A 5,611-nucleotide genomic window follows, 5' to 3' on the forward strand; every position below is an offset into this window, starting at 1 on the left:
TCCTGAAGGTCCATCATCAGTCATGTTGAAATAATGTGCGGTCATCAATCTGGAAAAACAAAAATGCCGTCAAAAAAAGGCTGAAATAATTTGCGGTTTGAATACTGGGAGAATTTGCGGTTCAACACACCGTGGTAGAAACTTGCTCTCCGTGACTGCAAACTTTCTCTCACTTCCGTCCGCCACTTTTTTGGAAAACTGCAACCACAAAAGTTTGTTTCTCTTTTTCTGCTACTACTAATCCTGTAAAGGGCATTCCTGCCCGCTTTCGCTAAAATGACACCGGACGCAGTGGTTTCTACCCGGTGTTGGAGAAATCCTTTCTCTTTGCCCTCTACTACGGGTAAATGCTCCAAATGCCAAACACCAGGGCAGAAAAATTCCCTCCTCGCTTACTACTACAACCGGCAGGGGGCAAAATGGCCGGGAGCGGAGCCGGACAACAAAAAAAGCAGTAAATCTTTTTCAAGACTTACTGCTTTCGCTGGCCGCGTCGGTGGCGGCTGGTATTCAGTTTTTATGACTTGTCCGGTGGTTCGTCAAGCCGGAACTTGAATTGACAGTCAATTAACCGCTGCTTTACATAGTCCTCCACCTCGGCGTTGACCTGCCCGTTCACTTTTGAGAAATAGCGGATATATCCGGCGTAGTGGAGCAGGACAGCGTTCACGGCTTCTGGGTCGCCCTCACGGGCTTTGAGGATTGTTTCATAGGGGAGAAGTCTACTCATACCGGCTCACCCCCATTTCTTCGCGTAGCCGCTACAAGGCAAGCTGGATATGCCGCCCCGCTGTGCTGCGTGACCGGCCAATACACGCGCCGATCACGCGCTGCGGCTGGCGCAGAAAGTAATAGCGCAGGATTTCTTCCCGCGTCTGCTCCGGCAAAACAGAGATCGCGTCGGCAAGGGCGGCGTTGCAGAGCAGGACGGTCTGACCGCAGACGGTAAATGGGTATTCCTCGTCCGGCTCCGACGCGGCAAACTGGACAAACTTCTCGTTCATCAGATAGTCAAGGGAAACTTGCCGTTTAAGCTTCAAAATCTTGTCCAAGGCGGCACAGCGGATAACAGTCTTGCAAAAGGCGTTGTACCTGCGCTGGATATATTCTTGATAGGCTATCTGGTCGGTCATGGAAATTCCCCTTTCTGAATAATAGTGCGGGGCGGTGGCACTTCTTGCTGTCGCCCCTTGATTGCCTACCAGCAAAGGCGGGCGGGGCTGTCAACGGCTGCGCATATGCGCCGTTCATCTTGACCGTTGACTGGCTCGGCTGGGTTTGCTATTTACCCGACAAACTTGAATTTATTTTAAGCTATCACGTTTTACCTTCTTAAGCCTTACTATCATTACCATAGGAATTTCTTTGTTGGTTTTAAAACATTCTTCATAAAATCCATCAATGACAAATCCAGCTCTAAAACAAAGGTTAAAAATATCTTGTATGGAACGATGATAATAAATCTGCTCTTTCGGTTGCCCTTCAATCGCTATATCATAGTAACTGTGCGGTGTCATATATTTTTCAGTCAACGTGACAAAACAAGGGTGTTGCGTTGCAAAGACAAAAATTCCGCTTTCCTGTAACAGTTCATAAACAGCCATAAGAAGTGGTTCAATATCCGTAATATCCATAATTGCCATATTAGAAACTGCTTTCGTAAAGGCTCGATTTCTTTTTAATTCTAATATACTTTTTCTATCGGTCGCATCCGCCACACAAAATTCAATTTGTTTTGCATATTGTGATTGCCGTCTTTTAGCCAATTCTATCATTTTTTTGCTGTAATCAAAAGCGACAACCGAAGCGCCTCTTTGTGCAAGATACGAAGAATAATTTCCATTGCCACACGCAATATCCAAAATGTAATCCGCAGGATTAGGAGATAGAAGTTCCGTTACTTTGGGACGCACTACCTCTCTGTGAAATTCATTAGATTCGTCACCCATTGCATTATCCCAAAATTGTGCGTTCTCCTCCCAGATTTTTTTACTTTCCTCTGTTCCCATGTTCTCTCCCACTCCCCAAATTTGCTTTTTTGCTTCCATTAAATCTTCCTTACTATATTCCATTGTTACCCTCCATAACTTCTGATTGTTGCCGTCTTGACGATTATGTATCTTTACATTACCTTCTGAAACATATGGCGCACCTTGTCCAGGCGGTTGTTTGGACGGCGGGGCTGGATGACCGGCTGGCCGACAGCGGCCTGATACCCTTTCAGCTCTGTAAGGCATACGCTCTGCCCGCTGGTGTAAAAGGCCAGATCAGTACGGTATGCCTGTATACAGCGGGCGGGAATCTCGCCAGTAAAGACAACTTCATCCTTTTTTACCTGGGCCGTTTCGATGGTGGCACAGTATTTCGGTGCATCATGATAAGCCCTGGAAAGGTATTCCTGGGGCGCATAGAGGGTGAAGGAGAGATAAGGTTCCAGCAGCTGCGTCCCCGATTCCTTCAATGCCTGTTCCAATACAATCGGGGCCAATGAGCGGAAGTCCGCCGGCGTGCTGACTGGACTGTAATAAAGCCCGTATTCAAAGCAAATCTTACAGTCCGTTACGTTCCAGCCGAACAAGCCCTGCTCCAGCCCGTAACGGATACCATCCCTGACAGCGTTTTGAAAACTCTGGTTCAAGTATCCCAGCGAAACCCGGCTCTCGTATTGTACGCCGGAGCCAAGCGGGAGTGGTGTAACAGACAGTCCGATAGATGCCCAAAACGGGTTGGGCGGCACCTCGATATGGATGGTGTGGCTGGCTGCTTTGAGCGGCCGCTCCATATAAATGACGGTGGGTTCCTTTACCACTGTTTCAATCTTGTATTTTTCCGACAGCAAAGCGGAAACGACCTCCAACTGCACCCGGCCCAAAAAAGAAAGAATGATCTCATGGGTGATGGAATCCACTTCGCAGCGCAAAAGCGGGTCAGTATCCGCAAGTTGCGTAAGAGCGTCCAGCAGCCGTTCTCTTTGCGCTGCCGTTTTCGGCGCAATCGTCGTCCGCAGCATGGGGAGGGGGTCCTCGCGCCACCTTTTACGAGGGAGCCGGGTTTGATCCCCTAATACATCGTTTAACCTCACGCTGTCGCTGGGAAGGATAACAATTTCACCCGGATAAGCGGTGTCTGTCCGAACAATTTCCCCTTTGGATGGAATACGCATCTCTGTGATTTTCAGCTTTTCTCTCCCGGCCAGGGCCACCGTATCCCGCAGGCGCAGCGTTCCGCTGTATAGCCGTAGATAGACACGCCGCTGGCCGCAATCTGTATACTCCACCTTGAAAACGCTGCCGCATAGGGCGGCGCTCCCCTGTTCCCCAATCGGTTGGAACAGCCCTGTCACCGCATCCATCAACGGTTGAATGCCAAGGCCCTTTTTGGCGCTGCCATAATAGACCGGGAACAGGGAGGCGTCTTGAACCCGCTGCTGTTCCTCCCGCGCAAGTTTTTCCCGGCTGATTGGTTCTCCTGCGATATACTTTTCCAATAATTCATCGTTATTTTCGATGACCGCATCCCATGCTTCTATGTCGGTATTTTCCTCCAGGACTATTTCCGGGGACAGCGACACCGTCTGCTTGATGATAATATCGGCGGAGAGCTTATCCCGAACAGACTGAACCACGCTCTGCAAATCAACGCCAGCCTGGTCGATCTTGTTGATAAAGATAACGGTGGGAATGTTCATTTTCCGCAGGGCATGGAACAGAATACGGGTCTGGGCCTGCACGCCATCTTTAGCGGAGATCACCAAGATGGCCCCATCTAAAACAGCCAAAGAGCGGTACACCTCCGCCAAAAAATCCATGTGGCCGGGCGTATCCACAATGTTAACTTTACATCTGTGCCACTGGAAGGAACTGACTGCCGCTTGAATGGTAATCCCACGCTGCCGCTCCAAAAACATGGTGTCCGTCCTCGTTGTCCCTTTTTCGACGCTCCCCGGTTCTGAAATGGCTCCGCTGGCATATAGCAGGCTCTCCGTCAAGGTCGTCTTTCCAGCGTCTACATGGGCAAGAATTCCAATATTGATTATTTTCATGTGATTGTCCTCCCTTTACAGCCCCAAAGGGCATAAAAATCCCCAGCAGTAAAATACTTTTACCACTGGGGATTATAAGTTGCGGACATACACATATACAGCATACACCTGTTTGTGATTGCTGTTTTTGGGGATATGTCAAAATTGATAAGGCAAAAGTATTCTTAAATTGGGTACAAAAAACTAAGCCCCTACAAAAGGAGCTATCATAATCCTTTGTTCCCACTATTTGATTATAGTTTTATTTAAGAATACCTTGCCGCATATTTTTTACTCCTTTTCTGGTTTAAATCATTTTATCACATCAGTTTTAGGAAAGCAAGTACCTAAAAGAAATTTTTCTTCCCCTTATATGTAACAATCATACCGGCTTCCTAGCGTTCAGAATGTTTTCTGCTGTCTGCTGTGGTGTTTGGTTGGAATTGTCCAACCAAAAGCCGATCCGTGGTGTTGTCTGCATTTTACTAAATACAAATTCAATGTATACAGAAAGATATAAGGAGTGGGAGGGATTCCGCCGTAGTTGGCATTGTAGGAAAATCCAAAAGTTTAGATTTTCCCACAATGCTTATCTTTTGGTCTTTGGTTCGGAATAGTGTAGTGCTGGCGGTCTATCTCTTGTTTTCGGTTGCTTGCTTCCTTACCGTACATGAGCATTGTTTCAGGTAATGTAGCAGCACCATCAATAACAATCTGTTCACCAGTAATATAGCTTGCTTCATCACTACCTAAAAAGGCAAAGAGTTCACCGACTTCAGTAGGTTTTGCGAGTCGCTTAATAGGAACGTTAACAGCAATATCCTGAATAGCCTGTTCAGGATTCTCAGGATTTGATTCGACAGCCATTTTTTCAACCATCGGTGTTCTTGCATAACCAAGCTGAGAACAATTGACTCTGATATTTCTAGTTGCATATTCAACAGCTAAACACTTTGTCAGACCAACAAGGGCAGCTTTTGTCATTGCATAAGCAGCTTCACCAGGATCAGCAACAATATCACCTGTTACAGAAGAAGCAATAACGATTGCACCTTTACCTTCTTTAAGCATATAAGGGATCACAGCCTGACATGTATTCCATGCGCCTTTGATATTGACATCAATAGATGCATCACGATCCTCATCAGGGAATGTTTCAAAAGGAGCCAAGCGACAAATACCGGCATTAGCACAAGCTATATCTAAAGATCCAAAAGTATCATATGTCTTTTTGGCTGCTTCTATCATTTGTTCTTTATTAGCTACATTTGCGACACAAGTAATAATATCTGCATTATATGTTTCACGAATTCTTTGAGCTGTTTCTTCAACCTTTTGAGACATATCAACCATACAGATCTTAGCACCATATTTCGCATAAACTTCTGCAATGCCTTCTCCTAATCCCATTGCAGCACCAGTAATTAAAGCAACTTTACCTTCTAGTTTTTTCATATTCTTCTCGTATACTCAATTTAAGGTTAGAATTGAGTATTTTTCCTTTCTAGCCGAATTAAGAATGATATCATCTACGGCCATTGATGATATCATTTATAAGCACTGTGGATTTGTATCTATATTTTTACGGAC

At 46.1% G+C, this 5,611-nt stretch carries 5 protein-coding genes; all 5 read right to left on the reverse strand.

The window, feature by feature from the left end; translation table 11 throughout:
* Window positions 1-517: 517 nt before the first annotated feature.
* A complete protein-coding gene (locus FYJ79_RS12150) occupies window positions 518-730 on the reverse strand; it encodes a helix-turn-helix domain-containing protein (RefSeq protein ID WP_002586615.1) in 213 nt (70 codons plus the stop codon).
* 31 nt (window positions 731-761) lie between these two features.
* On the reverse strand, window positions 762-1,133 hold the full coding sequence (locus FYJ79_RS12155; RefSeq protein ID WP_154518861.1) for a sigma-70 RNA polymerase sigma factor region 4 domain-containing protein: 372 nt from the start codon (window positions 1,131-1,133) through the stop codon (window positions 762-764).
* A gap of 171 nt (window positions 1,134-1,304) precedes the next feature.
* Window positions 1,305-2,072, reverse strand: coding sequence for a class I SAM-dependent methyltransferase (locus FYJ79_RS12160; protein ID WP_002586626.1), 768 nt, complete (start codon window positions 2,070-2,072; stop codon window positions 1,305-1,307).
* A 50-nt stretch (window positions 2,073-2,122) separates the two neighbouring features.
* The gene (gene tet(W), locus FYJ79_RS12165) at window positions 2,123-4,042 is read right to left on the reverse strand and encodes a tetracycline resistance ribosomal protection protein Tet(W) (protein WP_154518863.1); all 1,920 of its coding nucleotides are present in this window, start codon (window positions 4,040-4,042) and stop codon (window positions 2,123-2,125) included.
* Between the two features lie 549 nt (window positions 4,043-4,591).
* The gene (ucpA, locus tag FYJ79_RS12175; RefSeq protein ID WP_154518865.1) at window positions 4,592-5,476 is read right to left on the reverse strand and encodes an SDR family oxidoreductase UcpA; all 885 of its coding nucleotides are present in this window, start codon (window positions 5,474-5,476) and stop codon (window positions 4,592-4,594) included.
* Window positions 5,477-5,611 lie beyond the last annotated feature (135 nt).

The sequence above is a fragment of the Sharpea porci genome (assembly GCF_009695655.1).
Taxonomy (GTDB): Bacteria; Bacillota_I; Bacilli_A; order Erysipelotrichales; family Coprobacillaceae; genus Sharpea; species Sharpea porci.

Coding starts and splice junctions, on each gene's coding strand:
- FYJ79_RS12150 (WP_002586615.1), bottom strand. CDS start 730: ATGAGTAGACTTCTCCCCTATGAAACAATCCTCAAAGCCCGTGAGGGC.
- FYJ79_RS12155 (WP_154518861.1), bottom strand. CDS start 1,133: ATGACCGACCAGATAGCCTATCAAGAATATATCCAGCGCAGGTACAAC.
- FYJ79_RS12160 (WP_002586626.1), bottom strand. CDS start 2,072: ATGGAATATAGTAAGGAAGATTTAATGGAAGCAAAAAAGCAAATTTGG.
- ucpA (WP_154518865.1), bottom strand. CDS start 5,476: ATGAAAAAACTAGAAGGTAAAGTTGCTTTAATTACTGGTGCTGCAATG.